Here is a 22,495-nt window from a genome sequence, read left to right on the forward strand (position 1 = left end):
TACTTGATGGAGGGCATTATACGCATTTTTTCTATTTTAGAAAGACATTTTTCATCTTTTTGACATCGAACGTCTAGTTCTTAGCCATAAGAAAATACAAAGGTATGATCTCGCTCAGGAATGTAGTCTGCTTAGCTATGAAATCAGTTTGAAATATTTTTTTTCAATTAAAGTTCTTTACGGCTACACTCCAATTTGGGCATTTTGGCCAAATGCATAAAAATAAAAGTATAGTTTTTTAGTCAGGATTATATAAATAAAATATTTCTATCTGCCCATAAATATTTTTATTAGCTAGTTTATTTAGCTTTAATATTTATAAAAAATAATCAAAAAAAGAGGAAAAAATACATTGATCTTTAAACCATATATTATAAAAAAAATTATTATTTTTATGTCTAAATCAAAATGAATATCTAATTGTCAAAACATTATAAGTATCAAATTATTTGAGTAGAAATATGCATTGACACTTTTTGAGATGTACCCAATACTAATTTTTAATTATTGAGAAGCATATCTCAATAATTGCCTAACGTAATAAATAAATACTTACTTAAAAATACATAAATACACAGGAAATAGACCATCATGTTCTTATTAAAAAATCTAGTAACTTCGATATCAAAAGTTACCCAAGACTTGGGTAATATTATATCGGTAACCCCAATTGTAAATACAGGTTCCTCTGTTAACGTAAACGTTTCTGATATAAATATTGCTACTGGAAATGTTTCAACATCAGGCTTACTTTCTAATGTTGTTTCAACTGTAACCAATACCGTTTCTCACACAACAGGCTTAGTTTCTGGTGTAGTCGGAACAGTAACAGGTGCTGTTGGTGGTGTAACTGGTGGTGCTACTAGCGGCAATCCAGTTGGTGCAGTAACTGACATCCTTGGCGGTGTAACTGGCACTATCGGCGGTCTGACTGGTGGTTTAACTGGCGGTGTGACTGGTGGCAATCCAGTCGGTGCAGTAACTGACATCCTTGGCGGTGTGACTGGCACTATCGGTGGCTTGACTGGTGGTTTAACTGGCGGCGTGACTGGTGGCAATCCAGTCGGTGCAGTAACTGACATCCTTGGCGGTGTAACTGGCACTATCGGCGGTCTGACTGGTGGTTTAACTGGCGGCGTGACTGGTGGCAATCCAGTCGGTGCGGTAACTGATATCCTTGGCGGTGTGACTGGCACTATCGGCGGCCTGACTGGTGGTTTAACTGGCGGTGTCACTGGCGGCAATCCAGTCGGTGCAGTAACTGATATCCTTGGCGGTGTAACTGGCACTATCGGCGGTCTGACTGGTGGTTTAACTGGCGGTGTCACTGGCGGCAATCCAATCGGTGCAGTAACTGACATCCTTGGCGGTGTGACTGGCACTATCGGTGGTTTAACTGGTAGTATTATTGGTGGTGGTACATCTCCTATTTCTCCAGTTGTTGATGTAGTTCAAGGCGGCATTGATATTCTTCAAGGCGTTGAAAGCTTAAAAACTGGTATTATTAATACAGCAATTAATACTGTTGCTGACACTGTAGTTGGCGTACTCCCTCAAACGGAACATCCTGTTACCGATATTGCTCATCTTGGCACTCTAACTTTTGAAACCTCTCGCGATACAGTCAATGGCGCATTAGAAACAGTATCTAATTTAGTAGGTGGCGACATTCAAGGAGCTACTCAATCTGCAACAGGTATTCTTGGGACACTTGTTAATAACGGTTCAACTGCAACAGGCATTTTAACTGACATCCTTGGCGGTGTGACTGGTACTATCGGTGGCTTGACTAGTGGTGTTACTGGCGGCAATCCACTTGGTACTGTTACTGACATCCTTGGCGGTGTGACTGGCACTATCGGCGGCTTGACTGGTGGTGTTACTGGCGGCAATCCACTTGGTACTGTTACTGACATTCTTGGCGGTGTGACTGGCGGTATTATTGGTGGCGGCACATCTCCTATATCTCCAGTAATTGATGTGGTCCAAAGTGGTATCGATGTTCTTCAGGGCGTGGAAACTTTAAAAACTGGTATTATTAATACAGCAATTAATACTGTTGCAGACACTGTGGTTGGTGTGCTTCCTCAAACGGAACACCCTGTTACCGATGTTGCTCATCTTGGCACTTTAACTTTTGAAACGTCTCACGATACAGTGAATGGTGCGCTTGAGGTTGTATCTGATTTGGTGGGCGGTAATATCCAAGGTGCAACTGATCATGCAACTGATATTGTCAACACACTCATTACAAATGGTACAACTGCGACTGGTATTTTAACTGACATTCTTGGTGGTGCGACTGGCGCTATTGGTGGCGTAACTGGTGGTGTTGGTGGCGATAATCCACTCGGTGTAGTTACTGATCTTCTTGGTGGTTTAACTGGTGGCAATCCACTTGGTACAGTTACCGATATCATTGGTGGCGTAACTGGCGGTACAGCTGGCAGCAATCCTATTGGCATCGTAACAGATATCGTGGGTAGCTTAACTGGTGGTGTAACTGGCACAGGTAGCTCAGATGTGATTTCTGGGCTATTAGGTGGATTAACAGGTAACTTAGGAGGAGTAACTTCTACAGTATCAAGCGTAACAAATACGGTTCATACTTTAGTTCCTCAATCATTACTTACTGATAATTTCTTATATAGCTCTTCACACACTCTTTAATAAAATTAAATAAAGCCACTATTTATAGTGGCTTTATTTTTGTATATATTTTTAAAGATTAATTAATATTAATTCATTTCCTGCCATTTATAATATTTCTTATGCGCTAACCCTAACATCGGATAATCATTAGGAGTATCACCATAAGCATAAATAGTAGAATATTTGGTTAAATCATATTTATTTTTTATTCTATTTACTTTTTCTAAATAACCACAATCACCATTAATAAAATTACCAGTCAAGACACCATTATGTATCTCAAGTTGATTACAAATAACATCTAAGTTTAATGACTGACACCAACTTTCTAAATAAACCCCTAACGAAGCAGATACAACAACAACCTGATCCCCTTGCTGTTTATGCCAGAGAATACGTTCTAGTGCATTTTCACGAATACAGGTAGGAATTACTTTGTTAGCAAACTCTTGTCCTATATGTTTCAGAGAATCGGCATTATAGCCAACATATCCTACCTGACAGAGCTTGGTCCGTATAGTTCTATCCGTTACCCAGCCAAACTTATAGCCCGCAATATAAGGTGCAAGTCGAATACCACCAAGTATTTGAGTTTTCCTGCTCAAAGAAAATTTAAGGAACAAACTAAAAGTATCGTTATGGGTTATCGTGCCGTCAAAATCAAATAAAGCCAGATTCATTTATGATTATCTCTAATATAATTAAAAAGTTATAAATTTAAATTTTTAAAAATTACTAAATAGCAGACACAAAAAAACCGCTATAAAAGCGGTTAATTCTTCAAGTTGGTGCGCTCAGAGAGATTCGAACTCCCGACCCCTTAGTTCGTAGCCAAGTGCTCTATCCAGCTGAGCTATGAGCGCGTAACTTGTGTGCCTTTCAGCGATTCGTTCTATTTTACTTGGTGCGCTCAGAGAGATTCGAACTCCCGACCCCTTAGTTCGTAGCCAAGTGCTCTATCCAGCTGAGCTATGAGCGCATTAAGTAAATGGCGGTGAGAGAGGGATTCGAACCCTCGATACCAGTAATAGGTATGCTTCCTTAGCAGGGAAGTGATTTCAGCCACTCATCCACCTCACCGGAACGAGCCGCCATAATACAAACTAAAACCCTATTGTTCAAGTCATCATAGTGAAATTTTCTTGTTTTTTAGTTCAATGAATTATTTTTTAAGCAATTTCCTTATTATTTTCATCTTTTTCGATCAAACGCTTGTTAAGATAGATATTATTTCTTCATTAAAATACAGTAGTGCATACACATTATTGCAAACCTAAACGTGCAGTTCGGGTCTGCATGACTTATGCTAAACTTATCTGCCAAGCGTGAAACCAAAAGACATGACAAAAAACTGGGCTGACCCCGAAGCGAAAGCTGAAGCTGAACGTTATGACAATCCGATTCCAAGCCGTACTCTTATTTTAGATACATTGGAGCAATTGCAGACACCACAATCCCATGCAGAACTTGTTGACCATTTTCATATTCAAGACCAGAAAAGTATCGAAGCTCTTAGTCATCGCTTAAGTGCAATGGTTCGCGATGGTCAAATCATGAAAGACGGGTTTAAGTTTCAGTTGGTGGCAGACCAACCCACTTATGAAGCGACTGTCTATATTAATAGTAAAGGTTTAGGTACCGCTCATATTGACGGCCAAAATGACCTTTTACTTCCTGAACGTGAATTACGCTTAGTCTTTAATGGTGATCGGGTTCGAGTTCGACAGACATCAGTAGATCGTAAAGGTAAACCGTGGGGTTTCATTACCGAGGTTCTACAGCACCGTGTAAAACAGTTAATTGGTAAATTGTCTATACACGACGGTGAATACTTTATTCAACCTAATAATCCAAATCAGCACCAACCGATTCCATTAGAAAAAGAATTAGTTGCACATGCCAACGCAAATGTTGGCGACATGCTTCGTATTGCTATAGATACCTACCCAACACGTGAAGAGTTTGCAACAGCGCATATTATTCAATCTATGGCAGATAAAGCGGATACCGAAATTATTATCCCGCAGACCATTCTTGAGTTTGGCTTACCTTACGAATTTCCAGATGAAGTTATAAAAGAAGCTGAAAGTTTTAAAGAACCTTCTGCACAAGACCGCGAAGGGCGAGTTGATTTAAGAGATTTAGCGCTTGTCACAATCGATGGTGAAGATGCACGAGATTTCGATGATGCCGTGTATGCAGAAAAACGTCCAGGTGGGGGTTATCGCGTTGTAGTTGCAATTGCCGATGTGAGCCATTATGTGCGCTTAGATTCAGCTCTTAATGAGGAAGCGGAAGAACGTGGTACTTCGGTTTACTTCCCTCATTTTGTATTACCAATGCTACCAGAAGCATTATCAAACGGATTATGTTCACTTAACCCGCATGTAGATCGCTTATGTATGGTTTGTGACCTGAAACTCTCCCGTACTGGTCGTGTAACGGGTTATGAGTTTTATCCATCGGTCATGCATTCAAAAGCACGTTTGACCTACACGCAGGTAGCGCAATATTTTGACGGTGCAACTGACGCAATTCCGAAAGATCGTGATATTCACAAATCGCTCAATACGCTTTTCCAGCTTTATCAGATTTTGAAAAATTTACGTGCTGATCGTCATGCAATGGAATTTGAAACCATTGAAACGTATATGACTTTTGATGAGCTAGGTGGAATTAAAGAAATTTTGCCTCGCACACGTAATGAAGCACACAAACTTATTGAAGAATGCATGTTGCTTGCTAACGTGGCTGCGGCTGAATATGCATTAGAACATGATGTTCCAATGTTATATCGCGTACACGAAGCGCCTGAGTTCTCACGTATTCAGAAAGTAAAAGACTTTGTAAAACTTCTTGGTTTACCGTTCCCTGACCAACCAACTCAAGCAGATTATCAAAAAGTTATTGAGGCAACTAAAGACCGTATTGATGCACCAAGCATTCATGCCGTGTTATTACGCTCAATGATGCAAGCTTACTATGGCGCAAAAAATGCAGGCCACTATGGTTTAGCTTATGAAGCTTATACGCATTTCACCTCACCAATTCGTCGCTATCCAGACTTATTGTTACATCGCGCAATTAAAGCTCATTTAAAACAAAAGCCGTCCCCACTCTCGGGTGCAGCTTTAGACGATGCTGGTGAACATTTCTCTCAAACTGAACGCCGTGCAGATGAAGCATCTCGCAGTGTAACGACTTGGTTGAAGTGCCACTATATGCAACAGCACTTAGGTGATGAATTCATTGGTATAGTAAGTGCTGTCACTGAATTTGGCCTATTTATTACCCTTAAAGACTTATATGTCGATGGCATGATTCATATTAGCCAGCTTGGCGATGACTTCTTTATTTATGATCAAGCGAGTCAAAACCTTATTGGACAAAATCGCGGTCAGGTCTTTGGTTTAGGTGATGAAGTTAAGATTCAGGTTGCTGCTGTAAATCTAGAAGAACGTAAGATCGATTTTCAACTTATTCAGCAAGTCACCCATGCTGGACGAGTAGTTCGCAGTCGTGCCCCACGTACAACCAGAACATCAACCCAAGCAACTGAAGAAGTTTTTGGTAAACCACCTACCACTTCAAATGATGGTGAAAAACCTGTCCGTAAAAAGAAGGAAAAAGGTAAACCAAGTTCATATACTAAAAAGTCTGGTAAAAAAACCACTACGAAAGCAGAGGCCAAGCCAGAAAAAGTAAAGAAAAAAGTAAAACCCAAAAAGAAAAAGTCGAATGCCAAGTCCAAGGCTGACTAATCCATAGTTTTTTTACATTATTTATTATTAAGCTCCCAAAAATGGGGGCTTAATACTTTTAGAACGTTTATTTTTCAAATTAAGCTTGATTTCCTGCCTAACAATACCTACATCTAATACTATGTTTAAAAAATAATGTGGCTACTAGCAATGACTTTACAGCAAGCAACTCTACCTACTCCCCGCTTTGACCAAATTACATTAGATAATTTAAAACAAGACATTCAACAAGCAATTCAAGCAGGACAAGAGTTCTTAAATACCCTTACGGTTGCACCATCCGAGACAGATCAGCAACTTGCCGTGCTTGAACAAATTGATGCACTTGAAAATAACCTTAGTGAATCATGGGGAGTGTTGTCACATTTAAATGCAGTGATGAGTAATGCAGAAACCAGAGAAGTCTATCAGTCACTCTTACCCGCTTTAAGTGAATATTACACTCAACTAGGCCAACACACGGCTCTATATCAGACTTATCAACATATTCATGATGGTCAGAGCTATACAACACTTAGCGCTGCGCAACAAAGTGCCATCCGCCTCGCATTACGTGATTTCAAGCTTTCTGGCGTTGCTCTAGAAGGTGAAAAGAAAAAACGCTATGCAGAAATTTCTGCACGTCTTTCACAGCTTTCTTCTGATTTCTCGAACCATGTACTTGATGCTACACAAGCCTACTTTAAACCGCTTACAGAAGATCAGTTAAAAGGTCTTCCAGAAAGTAATATTGAATTATTAAAGCAGTACGGTAAACAGCGCGAGCTTGACCAAGCAGTAGCGACTTTAGATTTCCCAGCTTATTTTGCAATCATGACCTATGCAGATGATCGCGCATTACGTGAAGAGCTTTACAGAGCCTATGTTACTCGCGCATCTGATCAGTCTGAGCAAACTGAGTTTGATAACAGCAAAATTATGGAAGAAATTTTAAGTCTTCGTCAGGAAATGGCGAAGCTACTTGGTTTCAATAACTACGCTGAATATTCTCTTGCAAGCAAAATGGCACCAGATGTAAAAACGGTACATGACTTTTTAGTTGATCTCGCTGAGCATGCACGTACACCTGCTCTTCAAGAAGTTGCTGAGCTACAAGCAATTGCCAAACAAGATGGAATTGAAGTGCTCAAACCTTGGGATACGACTTACTATTCTGAAAAGCTTAAACAGCAACAGTTCAACTTATCTCAAGAAGCATTAAAACCTTACTTCCCTGCTCCGAAAGTCATTCAGGGCTTATTCCAGATTGTTCAGCGCCTATACGGCATTAATATCGTTGAACGTGAAGCTCCTGTTTGGCATCCAGATGCACGTTATTTTGAGTTAGAAGACCAAGGCCAAGTGGTTGGCGGGTTCTTCTTTGATTTATATGCACGTACCGGTAAACGCGGCGGCGCATGGATGAGCGGCTTCCGCTCACGTATGCAAACTGTTCATGGTTTACAAAAACCAATTTGCTATATGGTGTGTAATTTCACTCCACCTGTAGGTAATCAGCCAGCCTTACTGACTCACGATGAAGTTATTACCTTGTTCCACGAGTTTGGACATGGCTTACACCATATGCTAACTGAAGTAGATAATATTTCGGTTGCAGGTACTCACGGTGTTGCTTGGGATGCAGTCGAGTTACCAAGTCAGTTTATGGAGTTTTGGTCATGGGATAAAGAAAGTCTTGATGTTTTAAGTGAACATATTGAGAGCAAGCAGACCTTACCTCAAGAATTACTTGATGCTTTATTAAATGCGCGTTTCTTCCAATCTGGTATGCAAACTTTACGTCAACTTGAATTTGCACTGTTTGACTTAACTATTCACACCAAGACTCCTGCGTTGAATAGCGAGCAAATTCAAGAGACATTAAATGACATACGCCAACAATATGCAGTAGTACCAACTGTCGACTACAACCGTTTCCAACATAGCTTTAGCCATATTTTTGCAGGCGGCTATGCGGCGGGTTACTACTCTTACAAGTGGGCAGAAGTTTTAGCAAGTGATGCTTTTGACCGCTTTGAACATGAAGGTATTTTCAACACTCAAACAGGTAAAGAATTCCGTCAAGCAATTTTAGCTGTAGGTGGGAAAGATACTGCTCTTGAAGCATTTGTCAATTTCCGTGGTCGTGAACCAAAAATTGATGCATTGTTACGTCATCAAGGTTGGACGAACGACAACAAAACCGCTTAAACTATGGGCCTAAATTGATCGTGTGGTTAGGGTGATAAAGATGAAAAAACGTTTCATTGCTGGGGCTAAATGTCCAAAATGTGAAGCCATAGATCGGATTGTCATGCTAACCACCGCTGAAGACGAATGGATTGAATGTATCGAATGCGGTTATAGCGAAAATCGTCCGACTCATGTTGATGAACCGGAAACACCTGCTATACCTGATGAAGTTGGAGTAATACAGTTCAAGCCTCGTCGTTCTGACTAAAGGTCTTAGAGATGCCACTACAAAGAAAACAAAACTCAAAACTCTTGTGGATTTTAATTGGGGGCTTAAGCATTCTGGCAGTGCTTTTTTTCGCAGCACAATGGTTTTTAAAAAAAACTGAATCGCCAGCACCGATAGTCGATCCTCATCCTGTATCGACACCTGCTCCTGAAAAACCTACAGCACCCTCAGCAAGTTCCATACCTGTAGCTCAACCGCAAACTGCTAGTTCTCAGCAGCTTGTGAATGAAGATGTGCTCAAACAGCCTGTTCCAGCTCAAGAATCTTTAGCAAAAGAAGAAGTTTCTAAGCTCAATGATATCAACCATCAATTACAAGATCAGGAAGCGACTTTAAAAGCTCAACACGCTGATGCCGATCAACTTATTAAGCTAAAAGAAGAGCAAGTAAAACTGCTCGAAGCTCAGGTTAAACAACAATAGCTTTTGCCTAAATCTAAAGATAACGTAAAAAAGCTAGTTCACCTTGAACTAGCTTTTTTACTAATTAGAAACTGGCTTATTTAAAAACTCACCATAAAAAAAACACCCCCTTAGAGAGTGTTTTTATTAGGTTTATACATTTAAAACTATTTGTACCAACCAAAAAGTTTCAGTACTAATGGAGCATAAGTTACCAGTACCAACGAAGAGAACAAGACAATAATTGGTAATAACCAACGTTCATATCGATAATAGAAACTTGTGTATTTCTCTTTCGCTTCAGCATCAGCAGCGTTCACTTCATCATCTCCGACGGACAACCGCGTGAGTAGATGGTTTAAGGCAACTGGTGGTGTTACATAACCAAATTCGAATGCAACCAATACAATCATCCAGAAATGAATTGGATGAATACCATTTTCGTAAGCTACAGGCGCAATCGTTGCTGCTACTAAAATTACAGCACCAAATGGATCTGTACACATACCGATAATAGCAAGCAACAATGCAATACACGCCAGTGATATATAGATACTGCCCAAATGAGTTGGTAATAACTCAACCACTTCAGAGCGCTCAATTAAACCACCTACACTTGCAGACAATGCCATCAAAATAATTAAGGCACCGATATGTCCAACGGTTTCTGATGTCGCAAAACGCAATGCACCACCAAAACCAAGACGGAACTGCGAACTATGCGGATCGTGTGATTGTAAGAACGGAGATTTTTTCTCATGCTCACGAACAATTGCTTCATGAATATTTAAAGCTGGTGTCTCTTTAGGCATCACCAATTTATCGTACAAGATCATCGCAATCAGTACGAGTGGCAGAATGACTGGTGCAGTAAATTCATTCATTCCGGTATCTAATGCATATTTATAAAATGCAAGAACAACTACTGTAATTAAGATATATGGAATAACGGGTACGAAAGCTCGTGCCATGCCTGGAAGTGCTACTTTCGGTGAGTTCACACGGAACTTTTCTTCTGCCAAGAAAAGAGATACACCTAAGAAAATAAATGCAGTTAACCAGAATACGTAAATACCATGTCCAAATAATTCATCAGATGTAACATGGCGACTGTCTAGCATGGCAATTAAAACGACCAATAGACATGGACGTACCACAACACCTAATGAACCTGACATTGCAGATACAGCAAGTGCATACTGACGGCGAGCACCTGCATTCCAAACTTCCTTATAAATAATCGCACCGGCCGCAATAACGAAAATCCCTGATGCACCTGTATAAGCTGTTGGTACAGCAGCAGCAATCAGAATTAACCAAGTTAAGGTTTCTGGCGCTAAGTTCCATGGACGAAGTACATTTAAGAACAAGTCCATAACACGTGTTTGTGTAAGTAACATACCTGCCCAAATAAATAAGGCAAGATTTAAGAAAATACCTGAGAACTCAACCAACAAACCAAGGTAAATCCCTTGCCCCATTGGATAGTCCATAAAGAATGTGAAGACAATACCTGTAATTAGTGCCATATAAGCATATAAAGGCACAGAGAGTAAGGCTAAGCCTATGTTACCGCCTTCACGTTTTGGTGGAGGTGAAACAAATAATTGATACAGACTAATTAAGCTCAGAACAACAAACAGAATCATCCATATCCAGTAAATTGTTACTGTTTCATAAGTAGGTGTTACCCCAGAATTAATGACAGAACGATACTGACTAATCACAGAAAAACTTAGTAGTGCATTACCAAGCAACATAAAGAGAGAATACACTTTGTAATCAATTTTTGTTGCTGGATTACGCAAGCCAATATGGTGATATTTCAATGATGCAGTAATTGCAGAAATTAAAACCATAAAGACCAGTAAAATGGCGCGGTTCTCTGTACCAAATTTAAATATACCGAAGAAACCCGTTTCAATCGTACGGTATGTACGTACTCCCGGATTTGCCTCAATATATTTAATAGTTTTATCGTAGGCCTTATATTTATCTTCACATTGCTGCTTTGCGGCTTGTAAGGATGCACGGACATCACTTTCTGAGGCAGCACCAAAGAAGCTTGCGAAATCATCAGATGCATTCGCTTTCATTTGCTCTTTTACTTGAGCATCAATATTTGGATTTCGATCACAAGATGGCTTTTCAGGTTCAGCACGCAAAAATGAATATTGCATGCCTATCGCAGGGTCACCATAAAGGCGCTCCCCGATACGTAATAATTGCCCGTGGATCATCTCCCCGGTACCAATGATTAGTGTCATTAATAGCAAAATGAGGATTACGAATGTTGAGATCCATTCGTTCCATATATAACCCAGCAGACCTAATCCAGATCTTTTTTCTTGATATTCTTGCATAAATATTCCAATTTTGTTCTCTCAAATCCCTCATAACAAAGGCTCTGAGTCATGCAATTTCCTTGGTCAGGGGTATCGTCCATCCCCTTTCTACCAATCCCTTTATTCAACGATCAAATTTGCATCAAACTTTATCAATAAAGAATGACTAAAATCTCTTTTTTAACAGTTTGTATTGTCAATCTTCCTACTTGAATCTCTGTATAAGCCAATAGCATCCCCCAAAGATTGCACCGCCTATCGCACCATACAAATGTGCTTCGGTTAAAACAGGACTACCAATTAGTTGTGCAGTGCCCGTTTGCCCAAAGGTGTTTTCCCAAACCAGTTTGGCAATAATTAGTCCTAAAACTAACAATGCAAAATTCCGTTCTTTGCGATATTGCAAATAAACTAGAGCAACGGCTGTATATAGCCCGTGAAGTACACCAGATAGGCCGGCATATGCATCGATATAAGGTAAATAAAAATAGAACACCAAGCTAATAAATGGTGGTAGAAGAAAAAGAAGAATTAAGATATGCCACACTTTGGTATGTGGAAATATGAAGGGCAAACATGCAAATGCCATCATATTTAAAAGGAAGTGAATCCACCCCACATGTACCCAATGCGCTGTCCACAAACGCCAAAACTCACCAAGTAAGCTTTCACGCCAATAAATAAAATAATCTGGAAATACTTGTAGACATGCAGAAACAGAAATGCACCCTGCGACCAAAAGCACTTTTTTATTGAGTACATGATCCTTCATAGCACACTCCTTTTAAAACTAGACTCCTTACGATTAATACGAAAAATAAGTAGCAACGCAAGGAGTTAGTTTCTTCAGATCTTTTTACTGTGCAGGTGCAGTTGCTGAGTCTGCTGGAACTTCTGATGCAGCCCCACCGTCAAATAACTCATCCAGTTCTGCTGAACCCTCGTTTTTCTCATCCCAGAAATGAGACATACCGCCGTCACCTGTACGAACGCCTGTATGCTCAGTCCAATAGCGGTCAGAAATACCACGAACAATTAAACCAGCCATACTATCGATTAACTTAAAGTTCGGATTAACTGGTTTATCATCTGCTTGAGATGCTGCATAAGTTTTTAATGCATCACGGATTTTGGCATCATCACCACTTGCTTGTGCAGCTACAGCATAGAGTGCGTGAGACAAACGGACACCTTTTTGTTCACCGATTTGCACTGACTGTTTTAAAGTCTCATACGGGTCTGGCTTACCTTCATTAGCTCCTGGTAATAAAGTCCAGATCACCGCACGTGTTGCATTTGGTGCTCCCCAGAACTTTTGGTTATCAAGACAAACCATGCCACGCTCTACGATAGCAGCAATATCTTTCGGAACATTGACAGAACCACCTGAGTTAATGTCATTCGTCACCGCTTGAAGACCACTGATCATTCCAAGTAGATATACAGTCTGATCGGTATCACTACGCATAGTTGGACAAGAGTCACCTAAATGGTACTTATATTTAGATTCCCAACGATCAGCGAATAATTTATAGCCCGTATATTGCCGCTCTGCAGCAATTGCAGCCCAACGCTTCTGCGCAATACGTGCATCTTGAGCTTCTGTTACTTGTCCTGCTTTTGAAGCGCGCAAATAACGTAACTCCTGTTCTAATGCTTGGTTTTCCGCACATACACCTGAAGCAGCATACATTAAGACAGCAACACGAGTAGGATCTGCACCCATCCCTTTAGTCGACATGATTGCAGGAGTTAAGGCACTACCAGTATTACAAACCATTTCAGCATCTTGCATTGCCAAAATAGGTGGAACAACGTGCTTTTCCGTAAAACCTAAAGCAACATTTGCTCCGCTTTTCACGACGTATGAACAACCTGATAAAACTGAAGCTGCAAGAAAACTCATCGCCAAACCTTGGCTTATTTTTTGGACTTTAGACATCTTCCTGTCCTCGATGTAATTTGTTTTTTCCTTTTCAGATGTACATTAGCAGATGCATATCTTGAATAAAAGAGTAATTACTCTAATTGTAGCGCTTATACTTTGACACACTTTACAGCAGATAAAATTGACAGTTTTTGAGGGAAACAAAAATTTTAGGCAAAAAAAAGTAGCATTGCGACGGTTCAGCACATGCTACTTATTAACTGGGATAAGCTTTTAACGGCTTATATTATTGTTGTTCTATATAATCCTTGAGTAAAGTTCCTGCTCTTCCTACTACTACAGCCATAACAACTGCAATTAACAGAAACATCCACATTGAAATCTCCATGAGAGACCTCCTTACTACATTCGCACCCAGTAAAACTGGACACTTGATGAAATGAATCGATTAACCAATTAAACTATTGACTGACCGACGACCTTTGCATCCTCTGTCTCTTAACTTTGCTATAATTAGCTTTATTAAGATGTTCCCTGAGTAAAGTTCCTGCTCTTCCTATCACCACTGCCAGAATGATGGCAATGACCAAGAACGACCATGTTGGCATCTCCATTTGAGACCTCCGACACACTTTACGTTGGTGTTTGTACTTTAACCGATAGAATAATAACCATATTGAGAAATTGTCGGACAATTAGCTTTCTTGCTCTTTTTTCTGTATTTTAACTAGACAATTTACATTTTCCGAAAAGAAATAAATCTTAATTGTTTGATTTTTCAAATTTTTAAATAAATATACAAATGTAGAATTGTCTAACAATTAATAGAATTTTTCTAAAGTCTTAAGCTGTTTCCATTGAGATAAGGACATTTGATCAAACCAAATCACAGAAGTTAATGTTTTATGCCCTTCAAAATAGATCACTATGAAAATCTGATAATCAATTATTTTTAAAATTTCTACACGAGAAATGGTTTGTTCTGAATGAAAGCTAAGTGACCATAATTTCTGATCTAAATAAGCAATTTGAGCGAGCCGTGGTCGCTTTAAAAAGAAAACAAAACTTATAAATAGTAAACTGACCGTAACCAACCACCAGAGTATTGGTAGGAGTTGATAAAACAGAACTGCTAAGCTTAAGCCAATAAAAAACTGAAATATAATCGAGAAACGGCTATATTTCAGTTTAAAATTCAATTGGTTGACCAAAACTAATCAGCCATGAACATAATGCTTTAATTTATGAATAAAATCACGTAATTCTGTACGCGGCGGTTCAGATACTTCCATAAACCAGTCAAGTAAATCAGGATCTTCCTGCTCTACTAATTCAGCAAACAATGCTTTTTCTGCTGGATCTGCCTTTAAATAATAATTTTTCACATACGGGTCAAAATAGACATCAATTTCCTTTAAACCGCGGCGTGCGCGATAAACTACTTTACGTTCTTCCAAGGTCATTTCTTCAGACATTTATTTCCCCATCTGCGTTGATAGTGCGCCTAGTTTACCTGATCACATAAGAAAGTTCGCTAAAAATCTCAAATTGACCAAACTTATCACTTCATAGCTATAAATGAGCATTCATCACATTGTTAGACCTAATGAGCTTGCCTTATGTTTAGACTCATAACATCAAGCCCAAACCAAGGAAGAAATACAATGCAATCTGGTGCTATTCGTCCCATTCCAAATATGTTACCTCGCCATCTATTTAACGAAGAACATGAAGCTTTTCGTGAAACGGTACGTAAATTCTATGAGAAGGAAGTTGTACCAAATACTGAAAAATATGAAAAACAACAACATGTGGACCGAGATCTTTGGAATAAAGCTGGTGCATTAGGTTTACTGTGCACCACCATGCCAGAACAATACGGTGGCTCAGGTGTGGATCGCCTATACAGTATGATTCTTATCGAAGAACAAGCATACGCAATGGACTCAAGTACAGGTTTCTCGCTACATTCCGATATTGTCGCCAACTATATCAATAACTTTGGAAACGAAGAACAAAAGCAAAAATGGCTCCCTAAAATGGCAACTGGTGAAACAGTGACCGCAATTGCCATGACAGAACCAGGCACAGGTTCAGATTTACAAGCTGTAAGAACTACAGCCGTTCTTGATGGCGATGAATATGTGATTAATGGTTCAAAAATATTTATTACCAATGGCTATTTGTGTGATATGGCCATCGTGGTCTGTAAAACAGGCAACAGTGATAAAGGCTCTGCCAATTTATCACTTATTATTGTTGAAGCTGACCGTGCTGGTTTTACTAAAGGTAAACCACTCAATAAAATTGGCATGAAAGGCCAAGATACATGTGAACTCTTCTTTGATAACGTTCGTGTTCCTAAAGAAAATCTTTTAGGCATGGAAGGTATGGGCTTTATTATGCTCATGAAAGAATTAGCATGGGAGCGTATGTTGGTTGCAATTATCTGCCAAGCTGGTGCAGAAGCAGCGTTTGCACATACTGTTCAATATACAAAAGATCGTAAAGCATTTGGCAAGCCAATTAGTGCTTTCCAAAATACACGTTTCAAACTCGCAGAACTACGTACTGAAATTGATTTCTGCCGTACCTATTTAGATCGTTGTATGGAATTACAACTTGAAGAAAAGTTGAGTGTTGAAGCTGCCGCAGCTGCTAAATATAAAATTTCGGATATGTTCTCGAAAATAGTCGATGAATGTCTTCAATTACATGGTGGTTATGGTTACATGCTGGAATACCCAATTGCTCGTGCTTATATTGATCACCGAGCAAACCGCATTTATGCAGGTACAAACGAAATTATGAAAGAATTAATCTCTAGGACACTTTAATACCAAGCATAAAAAAGGAGGCTATTTGCCTCCTTTTTTATTTCAAATCTTAAGACACTAGCTTTGGCTTACGTGTATTTACATCTGAATGTTTGTGAAAATGAAGAATACCATCATCAAATTTAGCATTTTGTAATGACTTTCTATCTTCAAGATAATTATTGGTTACTTGCCATGGAGCATGCTTACCTTGTTTTGGAAGCTCATGAGCTGCACGACTAATATAACCAGAAGACAATTTACCCATTACAGTATCTTCTTCCATTTCGTTTTTATTACCCGCTGGAATAACCTCATCATAGTTATTCTTGTCCATATAGTTTAATAGACGGGAAATATAATCAGCTGCAATATCAACTTTTAATGTCCAAGATGCATTCACATAGCCAATAATCATGGCCATATTTGGAATATCACTTAGCATAATGCCATTGTAAAGCATATGTTCTGAGGAGTTGATTGGCTTACCATCAACTTTAGCTTGAACACCACCCATAATTTGAACTTGTAAACCAGTTGCAGATACTATGATATCGGCATCAAGGTGTTTACCAGACTTTAATTGAATACCAGTTTCTGTAAATTTCTCAATCTGATCAGTTTCAACACTCGCCTTACCTTCACGAAGAATCTTAAATAGATCACCATCAGGTACTACACATAAACGCTGATCCCAAGGATTATAAGAAGGCGTAAAGTGTTTCATATCTACTTTACCCTTAAGCTGCATTTCAATTGCTTTTAAGAGTAAACGACGAACTGTTTTAGGATGCTTCTGAGATAATGCATAAATTGCGCGTTGCATACCAATATTACGAGCACGGGTAAATTTGTAAGCCGCCTCTTCAGACATAAATCTACGAGTCTTTTCATAGATGAAGTCAATAGAAGGAACAGTTGCAATATACGTAGGCGAACGTTGTAACATCGTCACATGACCTGCTCCACCTTTTGACATTGCTGGAACCAGAGTAATTGCAGTAGCTCCACTACCAATAATTACTACTTTCTTACCTGTATAGTCTAAGTTTTCTGGCCAATGCTGCGGATGAATGAGTTGACCTTTAAAAGCATCTTGATTAGGGAAAGTCGGAGCATAACCTTGGTCATAATTATAATAACCAGTACAACCTACAACAAAGTTAGCTACCCAAGTCTGTTGCTTTTTATTGCTATCCTCGACAACAACATGCCATTTCTTTGAAGTAGAATCATAATTTGCAGAAAGCACACGATGACCAAAGTGAATCTTTTCTTTTAATTTGAACTCATCAATTACTTCACCTAAATAACCTTTAATTGAAGCACCATCAGCCAGTACATTTGCTTTACACCATGGTTTAAAGTTGAAACCAAATGTAGACATATCTGAATCTGAACGAATACCAGGATAACGGAAAAGATCCCAAGTCCCCCCAAAAGATTCACGACGCTCCAAAATTTCAAATTGGCGCTGCGGAGAGTTTTTAGATAGATGGGCAGCAACTCCGATTCCTGAAATGCCGGCACCAATGATTAGAATATCAACTTGCTTTTCCATTTTATTTTTATACCCATTGTTGAGAATATGACTTTATTAAAGCACAATTTTGACAATACACAATGTCAAGTTTGACCGTTTATCCGCTTTTTTATGTCACTTGGGGACAATTTTTTATTTTTATAACTTTTAGAAAATAAAAAAGACCGGCATAAAGCCGGCCTTTTTCGAATAATATCAATTATTCAGCTGAAGTATTCACTTCACGATCTACAAGCTCAACGTAAGCCATCGGTGCTGCATCACCAGCACGGAAGCCCGCTTTAAGAACACGTAGATAACCGCCGTTACGTTCTTTGTAACGAGGGCCGAGTACGGTAAATAATTTACCTACAGTTGCAGCATTACGAGTACGAGCAAATGCTAAACGACGATTTGCTACAGTATCGTTTTTTGCTAGAGTGATTAAAGGCTCAGCAACACGACGTAATTCTTTAGCTTTAGGAACAGTTGTTTTGATCAACTCGTGTTCAAATAAAGAATTAGCCAAGTTTTGGAACATCGCTTTACGATGGCTGCTTGTACGGCCTAATTTCACACCACTATTACGATGACGCATGGTGATAGTCCTACTTAATTAACGGCTACGATAGGCAAAACGGTCGTCCATACGAAGACTAGCTGGTGGCCAGTTTTCAAGACGCATACCGAGTTGTAAGCCTTTCGATGCCAAAACATCTTTGATCTCTGTTAACGATTTTTTACCAAGGTTAGGCGTTTTTAACAACTCAACTTCAGTACGTTGAACGAGATCACCAATGTAGTAAATATTTTCTGCTTTCAAACAGTTAGCAGAACGAACAGTAAGCTCTAGATCATCTACTGGGCGAAGCAAGATTGGGTCAACTTCTTCACGAGGTTCTTGAGCAACTGGAGTTTGATCTTTCTGAAGATCAACAAAAATTGCAATTTGTTGTTGCAAGATTGTTGCCGCTTTGCGTATTGCTTCTTCCGGATCAACCGTTCCATTTGTTTCAAGGTCGATTACCAGTTTATCTAAATCGGTACGTTGTTCAACACGCGCATTTTCAACGGTGTAAGAAACACGTTTAATCGGACTATAAGAAGCATCTAATTGCAAACGACCTACTGGACGTGTTTCACCTTCAGGGAAACGAGAATCAGATGTTTCATAACCACGACCTTGAGAAACTTTCAAGCGCATTTTTAATGAACCTGAAGCACTCAAAGTACCAATTAAATGATCTGGGTTAACCACTTCAACATTATGAGGTAAACGAAGGTCAGCAGCAGTAATATCGCCAGGACCTTGTTTCTCTAATGTTAAATAAGCTTCATTTTGATCGAACAGCTTAATAGACAATCCTTTTAGGTTCAGCAAGAGCTCGACGATGTCCTGCTGCAAGCCTTCTAAAGTACTGTACTCGTGCTCGACACCTTCTATCTCTACTTCAACCACAGCAGCGCCAGGTAAAGAAGACAATAGAATGCGACGTAAAGCATTACCTAGAGTGTGGCCAAAACCACGCTCTAAAGGTTCTAGAATCACTTTTGCCGAGGTCCCGCTTACCGCTTCGACCTTGATCGCTTGCGGAGTGAGAAACTCGTTTGCAGTACGCGTCATTATTGCTACCTCAAGGATTATTTAGAATACAATTCTACAATCAAGCTTTCGTTGATTTCAGCAGGTAAATCAGAACGATCTGGTGCAGCTTTAAACGTACCTTCAAGTTTAGAATGATCAACATCAATCCAAGCTGGAATACCACGTTGAGCAGCTAATTCAATCGCGTTTTTAATACGCAATTGTTGTTTAGCACCTTCGTGAACCGCAATTACATCACCCGCTTTAACTTGAATAGACGCGATGTTTACACGACGACCATTCAAAGTAATGCTACGGTGACTTACTAACTGACGAGCTTCTGCACGTGTAGAACCAAAACCCATGCGATAAACAACGTTATCAAGACGGCTTTCAAGCAATTTCAACAAGTTCTCACCAGTTGCGCCTTTAACACGAGCTGCTTCTTTATAGTAGTTACTAAATTGACGCTCTAACACACCGTAAATACGACGGACTTTTTGTTTTTCACGTAATTGTAGTGAATACTCAGATTGCTTACCACCGCGAGCCTGACCATGTTGACCAGGTGCTTTGTTAGCTTTTTTAGTTTTGACGTCAAATGGTTTAACGCCAGATTTAAGTTGCAGGTCTGTCCCTTCGCGGCGAGAGAGTTTGCATTTTGGACCAATATAACGAGCCATGAATGTTTCTCCTTACACGCGACGTTTTTTAGGTGGACGGCAACCGTTGTGAGGAATTGGAGTCACATCGGTAATGCTGTTAATCTTATAACCCACTGCGCCTAATGCACGAACCGCAGACTCACGACCTGGACCAGGACCTTTTACAAGGACGTCTAGGTTTTTCAAACCGTAATCTAAAGCTGCTTTACCAGCAACTTCAGCAGCTACCTGAGCAGCAAACGGAGTTGATTTACGTGAACCACGGAAGCCTTGTCCACCTGAGGTAGCCCAAGCCAATGCATTACCTTGACGATCGGTAATCGTAACAATGGTGTTATTAAAAGACGCGTGAATGTGTGCAACACCTTCAGAGACGGTACGAGTGACCTTCTTGCGTGTGCGAGTATCTTTAGCCATCTTTTAGCTTCCAGAAATCTTACTTTTTAATCGGTTTGCGCGGACCTTTACGGGTACGTGCGTTAGTTTTGGTGCGTTGACCACGGACAGGCAAGCTGCGACGATGACGAAGGCCACGATAGCAACCTAAATCCATTAAACGTTTAATGTTCATGGAAATTTCGCGACGTAAGTCACCTTCGGTAGGAACCTTAGCAACTTCTGCACGAATCGCATCAAGCTGTGCATCGTCCAACTCACGAATCTTAGTAGTTTCAGTGATGCCAACTGTAGCTAAGATATTCTTAGCAGTATGGCGACCGATACCAAAGATATAAGTGAGGGAGATAACAGCATGCTTGTTATCCGGAATGTTTACACCGGCAATACGAGCCATTCACTTTTCTCCAAAAAGGCAGTAGAGATAATCAACCGCCCCACAAAAATCTTGAGGGGCGGATATTAACCCAATTCGCCTACTGAAATCAACAGGTCTTGATTAGATTAACCTTGACGCTGCTTATGACGAGGTTCTGCGCTACAAATCACGCGAATAACCCCATTACGACGGATAACTTTACAGCTACCACAAATTTTCTTTACAGAAGCTTGTACTTTCATGATGAAACCTCTAAGTGCGCTTATCCCTTAGGATGAGCAGTCGTTTTTCTCATTAATGTTTGATTGTCATATTGATGAGAAGTTAAATGCGCTTGTAGCTGAGCCATAAAGTCCATAACAACAACGACTACGATAAGTAATGAGGTACCACCTAAATAGAATGGAATACCAAAAGAACTCTGTAAAATCATTGGCATTAAACAAATGACTGTAATATAAATCGCACCAATAAACGTCAAACGATTAAGAATATGATCTAAGTAACGAGCAGTTTGCTCACCTGGGCGAATACCAGGCACATAAGCTCCGCTGCGTTTTAGATTTTCTGATACTTCCTTAGGGCTAAATACTAAAGCCGTATAAAAGTAACAGAAAAAGATAATTAACGCACCAAAGAGCACCAAATACAAAGGCTGTCCAGGCGACAATACCAGAGCTAAATCTTGTAAGCTACGCTTAATTAAACCAGCATTCGGATCTGCACTACCTACCCATTGACCCAAACTAGCTGGGAACAACAATAAAGAGCTTGCAAAAATCGCAGGAATCACACCAGCCATATTAATTTTTAATGGTAGATGTGTTTGCTGAGCTGTAAATATACGACGACCTTGTTGCTTTTGTGCATAGTTTACTGGAATACGACGCTGTGCTTTTTCAATAAACACAATCGCAGCCAATACGCCAAGAGACAAAAGACCAAAGATGACAAGACCAATCAAACTTGTTTGACCATTATCTACAGATGACACTGATTGCATAATTAATTTAGGCAAACCAGCAACAATACCTGCAAAAATAATCATTGAGATACCATTACCGATACCTCTTTCAGTGATTTGTTCACCTAACCACATTAAGAACATAGTTCCAGCGATAAGTGACGTAACAGCAGGAATATAAAATGCAAGACCCGTAGACAGAGTAATACCCTGACCAATTAAGCCTGCACACATACCTACTGCCTGAACCACTGCAAGTAATAATGTACCCTGACGCGTATATTGGTTAATTTTACGCTTACCTTGCTCCCCTTCCTTTTTCAAGGCTTCAAGAGAAGGAATCACTGTTGACATTAACTGCACAATAATTGATGCAGAAATATAAGGCATGATCCCTAAAGCAAGAATAGACATTCGCTCTAAAGCACCGCCAGAAAACATATTGAATAGCCCAAGAATAGTTCCTTGGTTTGCATGAAATAAATTTTCTAACGCAGCATTATTAATGCCTGGTACTGGAATATGCGCTCCTAGTCGAAAGACCAGCAATGCACCGATTAGAAAACTCATCCGGCGAATAATTTCACGGTATTTCACATGAAATGGCTGACCTTTCATCATGTTGACATGACCTGAAGAACTAGGAGACATAGACACTCG

20 protein-coding genes and 3 tRNA genes are annotated in these 22,495 nt (G+C 39.7%); 6 read left to right on the forward strand and 17 right to left on the reverse strand.

What is annotated here, in order from left to right; genetic code table 11:
* Nucleotides 1-591 precede the first annotated feature (591 nt).
* Entirely contained in the window at nucleotides 592-2,670 is a 2,079-nt protein-coding gene (locus AC056_RS10375) for a beta strand repeat-containing protein (RefSeq protein WP_077163575.1), read from the forward strand.
* Between the two features lie 68 nt (nucleotides 2,671-2,738).
* Here AC056_RS10375 and AC056_RS10380 read toward each other — a convergent pair whose 3' ends face one another.
* The 4 genes from AC056_RS10380 to AC056_RS10395 form a co-directional block, all read right to left on the reverse strand.
* On the reverse strand, nucleotides 2,739-3,332 hold the full coding sequence (locus tag AC056_RS10380) for an HAD-IB family hydrolase (RefSeq protein ID WP_077163576.1): 594 nt from the start codon (nucleotides 3,330-3,332) through the stop codon (nucleotides 2,739-2,741).
* Between the two features lie 106 nt (nucleotides 3,333-3,438).
* Nucleotides 3,439-3,515: transfer RNA gene (locus AC056_RS10385), tRNA-Arg, on the reverse strand.
* Nucleotides 3,516-3,554: 39 nt separating this feature from the next.
* A tRNA-Arg gene (locus tag AC056_RS10390) sits at nucleotides 3,555-3,631 on the reverse strand.
* Nucleotides 3,632-3,641: 10 nt separating this feature from the next.
* Nucleotides 3,642-3,732, reverse strand: a tRNA-Ser gene (locus AC056_RS10395).
* Nucleotides 3,733-3,992: 260 nt separating this feature from the next.
* Between AC056_RS10395 and rnr the strand changes: the two genes are divergently transcribed.
* From rnr to AC056_RS10415, 4 genes are all read left to right on the forward strand, one after another.
* Nucleotides 3,993-6,413, forward strand: a complete 2,421-nt coding sequence (gene rnr, locus AC056_RS10400; protein WP_213033486.1) for a ribonuclease R — start codon at nucleotides 3,993-3,995, stop codon at nucleotides 6,411-6,413.
* 135 nt (nucleotides 6,414-6,548) lie between these two features.
* Nucleotides 6,549-8,603, forward strand: coding sequence for a M3 family metallopeptidase (locus tag AC056_RS10405; protein WP_077163578.1), 2,055 nt, complete (start codon nucleotides 6,549-6,551; stop codon nucleotides 8,601-8,603).
* A gap of 40 nt (nucleotides 8,604-8,643) precedes the next feature.
* Complete coding sequence (locus AC056_RS10410) at nucleotides 8,644-8,853, forward strand: YheV family putative zinc ribbon protein (RefSeq protein WP_002049754.1); 210 nt, start codon at nucleotides 8,644-8,646, stop codon at nucleotides 8,851-8,853.
* A gap of 11 nt (nucleotides 8,854-8,864) precedes the next feature.
* Nucleotides 8,865-9,296, forward strand: coding sequence for a hypothetical protein (locus AC056_RS10415; RefSeq protein ID WP_077163579.1), 432 nt, complete (start codon nucleotides 8,865-8,867; stop codon nucleotides 9,294-9,296).
* A gap of 146 nt (nucleotides 9,297-9,442) precedes the next feature.
* Here AC056_RS10415 and AC056_RS10420 read toward each other — a convergent pair whose 3' ends face one another.
* The 5 genes from AC056_RS10420 to AC056_RS10440 form a co-directional block, all read right to left on the reverse strand.
* The gene (locus tag AC056_RS10420) at nucleotides 9,443-11,638 is read right to left on the reverse strand and encodes a TRAP transporter large permease subunit (RefSeq protein ID WP_077163580.1); all 2,196 of its coding nucleotides are present in this window, start codon (nucleotides 11,636-11,638) and stop codon (nucleotides 9,443-9,445) included.
* A 187-nt stretch (nucleotides 11,639-11,825) separates the two neighbouring features.
* Nucleotides 11,826-12,392, reverse strand: coding sequence for a rhombosortase (rrtA, locus tag AC056_RS10425; protein WP_004705397.1), 567 nt, complete (start codon nucleotides 12,390-12,392; stop codon nucleotides 11,826-11,828).
* Nucleotides 12,393-12,476: 84 nt separating this feature from the next.
* Complete coding sequence (locus AC056_RS10430) at nucleotides 12,477-13,562, reverse strand: hypothetical protein (protein WP_019457778.1); 1,086 nt, start codon at nucleotides 13,560-13,562, stop codon at nucleotides 12,477-12,479.
* Between the two features lie 767 nt (nucleotides 13,563-14,329).
* Nucleotides 14,330-14,719: a hypothetical protein gene (locus AC056_RS10435; RefSeq protein WP_077163581.1), complete on the reverse strand. Its 390-nt coding sequence runs from the start codon at nucleotides 14,717-14,719 to the stop codon at nucleotides 14,330-14,332.
* Between the two features lie 6 nt (nucleotides 14,720-14,725).
* Nucleotides 14,726-14,983 carry a succinate dehydrogenase assembly factor 2 gene (locus tag AC056_RS10440; protein WP_002049719.1) on the reverse strand — a complete coding sequence of 86 codons (258 nt, stop codon included), beginning with the start codon at nucleotides 14,981-14,983 and terminating at the stop codon, nucleotides 14,726-14,728.
* Nucleotides 14,984-15,172: 189 nt separating this feature from the next.
* On the opposite strand from AC056_RS10440, the gene AC056_RS10445 reads away from it, so the two are divergent.
* Nucleotides 15,173-16,345, forward strand: coding sequence for an acyl-CoA dehydrogenase family protein (locus tag AC056_RS10445; RefSeq protein WP_019457781.1), 1,173 nt, complete (start codon nucleotides 15,173-15,175; stop codon nucleotides 16,343-16,345).
* Between the two features lie 49 nt (nucleotides 16,346-16,394).
* Here AC056_RS10445 and AC056_RS10450 read toward each other — a convergent pair whose 3' ends face one another.
* The 8 genes from AC056_RS10450 to secY all read right to left on the reverse strand — a co-directional run bounded on the left by AC056_RS10450 (nucleotide 16,395) and on the right by secY (nucleotide 22,453).
* Nucleotides 16,395-17,885: a flavin-containing monooxygenase gene (locus AC056_RS10450; protein ID WP_039253594.1), complete on the reverse strand. Its 1,491-nt coding sequence runs from the start codon at nucleotides 17,883-17,885 to the stop codon at nucleotides 16,395-16,397.
* A 181-nt stretch (nucleotides 17,886-18,066) separates the two neighbouring features.
* Nucleotides 18,067-18,444 carry a 50S ribosomal protein L17 gene (rplQ, locus tag AC056_RS10455; RefSeq protein ID WP_002049717.1) on the reverse strand — a complete coding sequence of 126 codons (378 nt, stop codon included), beginning with the start codon at nucleotides 18,442-18,444 and terminating at the stop codon, nucleotides 18,067-18,069.
* 18 nt (nucleotides 18,445-18,462) lie between these two features.
* Entirely contained in the window at nucleotides 18,463-19,470 is a 1,008-nt protein-coding gene (locus AC056_RS10460) for a DNA-directed RNA polymerase subunit alpha (RefSeq protein ID WP_004705386.1), read from the reverse strand.
* 17 nt (nucleotides 19,471-19,487) lie between these two features.
* Nucleotides 19,488-20,114, reverse strand: coding sequence for a 30S ribosomal protein S4 (gene rpsD, locus AC056_RS10465; RefSeq protein ID WP_002049716.1), 627 nt, complete (start codon nucleotides 20,112-20,114; stop codon nucleotides 19,488-19,490).
* A gap of 12 nt (nucleotides 20,115-20,126) precedes the next feature.
* Nucleotides 20,127-20,513 (reverse strand): 30S ribosomal protein S11, encoded by a 387-nt coding sequence (gene rpsK, locus AC056_RS10470; protein ID WP_001040166.1) that lies wholly within the window; start codon nucleotides 20,511-20,513, stop codon nucleotides 20,127-20,129.
* A gap of 19 nt (nucleotides 20,514-20,532) precedes the next feature.
* Nucleotides 20,533-20,889 (reverse strand): 30S ribosomal protein S13, encoded by a 357-nt coding sequence (rpsM, locus tag AC056_RS10475; RefSeq protein ID WP_000090816.1) that lies wholly within the window; start codon nucleotides 20,887-20,889, stop codon nucleotides 20,533-20,535.
* A gap of 107 nt (nucleotides 20,890-20,996) precedes the next feature.
* On the reverse strand, nucleotides 20,997-21,113 hold the full coding sequence (gene rpmJ / locus AC056_RS10480; RefSeq protein WP_000867907.1) for a 50S ribosomal protein L36: 117 nt from the start codon (nucleotides 21,111-21,113) through the stop codon (nucleotides 20,997-20,999).
* 20 nt (nucleotides 21,114-21,133) lie between these two features.
* Entirely contained in the window at nucleotides 21,134-22,453 is a 1,320-nt protein-coding gene (gene secY, locus AC056_RS10485) for a preprotein translocase subunit SecY (RefSeq protein ID WP_170318186.1), read from the reverse strand.
* Nucleotides 22,454-22,495: the final 42 nt, after the last annotated feature.

The organism is Acinetobacter genomosp. 33YU (assembly GCF_001990725.1).
Taxonomy (GTDB): Bacteria; Pseudomonadota; Gammaproteobacteria; order Pseudomonadales; family Moraxellaceae; genus Acinetobacter; species Acinetobacter seifertii.